General features: G+C 79.9%; 1 protein-coding gene. It reads left to right on the top strand.

The features are described 5' to 3' along the window. Window positions 1–144 precede the first annotated feature (144 nt). Window positions 145–2,271 carry a hypothetical protein gene (locus PYV61_RS24390; protein ID WP_275836478.1) on the top strand — a complete coding sequence of 709 codons (2,127 nt, stop codon included), beginning with the start codon at window positions 145–147 and terminating at the stop codon, window positions 2,269–2,271. Window positions 2,272–2,286 lie beyond the last annotated feature (15 nt).

Below are 2,286 nucleotides of genomic sequence, written 5' to 3'. Positions count from 1 at the left end.
CGCTGGCGCGACGGCGCGGTGCTGCGCGAGGGGGGCGAGCCGCTGGCGGCGACGATGGCGCGCGCCGACGCCGCGCTCTACCGCGAGAAGCGCGCGCGGCAGCTGGTGGCGTGACGGCGCGCGGCGCCGTGTAGATTGCCCGCCGTGTCGTCCCCGCCGCACCCGGCCGCCCCCGCGCCCCCCGCCCCGCTCCCCGGCCACGTCCCGCGCGCGCTGTCGACGTTCGTCGGGCGCGAGCGCGAGCACCGCGCGCTGCGCGAGGCGATCGAGCGCGCGCGGCTGGTGACGGTCACCGGGCCCGGCGGCGCCGGCAAGAACCGGCTGGCGCGCGCGCGGGCCGACGCGCTGGCGCACGACGCCGACGACGCGGCGGCGCGCTTCCCCGACGGCGTGTGGTGGGTCGACCTCGCCCCGATCGCCGGCGCCGCCGACGTGCCGCCGGCGATCGCGGGCGTGCTCCAGGTGAACGCGCCGCCGGGGGTCGACGTGCACGCCGCGCTGTCGGCCGCGCTGCACGCGCGCCGCGCGCTGCTGGTGCTCGACAACTGCGAGCACGTCGTCGACGCCTGCGCCACCACCGTCGAGGCGCTGCTGCGCGCGGCGCCCGGGCTGGCCGTGCTGGCGACGAGCCGCGAGGCGCTGGCGGTGGAGGGGGAGGTGGCGTGGCTCGCGCCGCCGCTCGCCCACCCCGAGCGCCCGACCCCCGGGGCGCGCCCGCCGACCGCCGAGGCGCTGGCCGCCTACGACGCGGTGCGGCTGTTCGTCGACCGGGCGCGCGCGACGCTCCCCGACTTCGCGCTCACCGACCGCACCGCGCCTGCGGTGGCGGCGATCTGCGCGCGCCTCGACGGGCTCCCGCTGGCGCTGGAGCTGGCGGCGGCGTCGGTCGGCACGCTGGGCGTGGACGGGATGGCCGAGCGGCTCGACGACGCGTTCGCGGTGCTGACGCGCGGCCGCCGCACCGCGCCGTCGCGCCAGCGCACGCTGCGCGCGCTGCTCGACTGGAGCTACGCCCTGCTCAGCGAGGAGGAGCGGCGGCTGCTGCGCCGCCTGTCGGTGTTCCGCGCCGGCTTCACGCTGGAGGCGGTCGAGGCGGTGTGCGGCGACCGCGACCCCGACGACCGCCCGGCCGCGAGCCCGTTCGCCACGGGGACGTTCGCCGTCGGCGACGTGCGGCTGGTGGCCGCGCTGGGGCGGCTGGTCGAGCTGTCGCTGGTCGACGTGCGCGAGGAGGGGGGCGAGGCGCGCTACCGGCTGCTGGAGACGGTGCGGCAGTACGGCGCCGGGCTGCTGCGCGGCACCCCCGACCTGCCGCTGGCGCGCGCGCGCCACGCGCGCTGGGTGGCGCGCCTCGCCGAGGAGGCGGAGCCGGCGCTGTGGAGCCCCGCGCGCGGCCCGACGGTGGACCGGCTGCGGCGCGACGTGGACGACATCCGCGCCGCGCTGGCGTGGAGCGCGGGCCCGTCGGGCGACCCGTCGGTGGCGATCCGCATCGCCGGCGCGCTCGCGTGGTTCTTCATCTCGGCGGGGATGGCGTGGGAGGAGGCGCGCGGGTGGACGGCGCGCGTGCTCGCCGCCGTCGACCGCGACGGCCCCGACGTCCCGCGCCCGCTCGCCGACCGCGTGTGGCTGGCCAGCTTCTTCTACGGCAAGTCGGGGCTGTCGTACTTCGCCGGCGAGCCGGCGGGGATGCTGGCCGAGGTGGCGCGCGCGCTCGAGCTGTGGGACGCGGTGGCCCGCGAGCCGGCGCTCGACGCCGTGACGCGCGCGCGGCTCGGGCGCGGCCGCGCGATCATGCACCAGATCGGCGGGCTCGCGCACAGCATGCTCGGCGACCTCGCGGCGTCGCGGCGCGAGATGGACACGGCGGTGGCGATCGCGGAGGCGCTGGGCGACGCGTGGCTGGCGCCGGTGATGCGCATGCGCCGCGCGCTGGTCCTGGTGCGCGGGGGCGCGCACGCCGAGGCGGCCGACGACTACGCGGCGGCGCGCGCGGCGCTGATCGCGGTGGGCGAGCGGTGGTTCCTGTCGCTGTGCGTGCAGGGGATGGCGGAGGTCGCGCTGGCGCGCGGCGACCTGCCGGCCGCGGTGGCGCACGCGCGCGAGGCGGCCGCCGTGCTGCGCGCGCAGCCGGACGTGTGGTACCTCTCGCGCGCGCTCGACATGCTGGCCACGCTCGCCGCCGCGACCGCGGGCCCCGACGGCGCGCTCCCGCGCCCGCGCGCCGAGACGGCGGCGCGCCTGCTCGGCGGCGCGGAAGTCGGATCGTAGCCATGTCGTTCTGTG

The organism is Roseisolibacter sp. H3M3-2 (assembly GCF_029211165.1).
Classification (GTDB): Bacteria; Gemmatimonadota; Gemmatimonadetes; order Gemmatimonadales; family Gemmatimonadaceae; genus Roseisolibacter.
The sequence above is the reverse complement of the archived record's forward strand: the minus strand, read 5'-3'. Positions and strand labels throughout refer to the sequence as shown.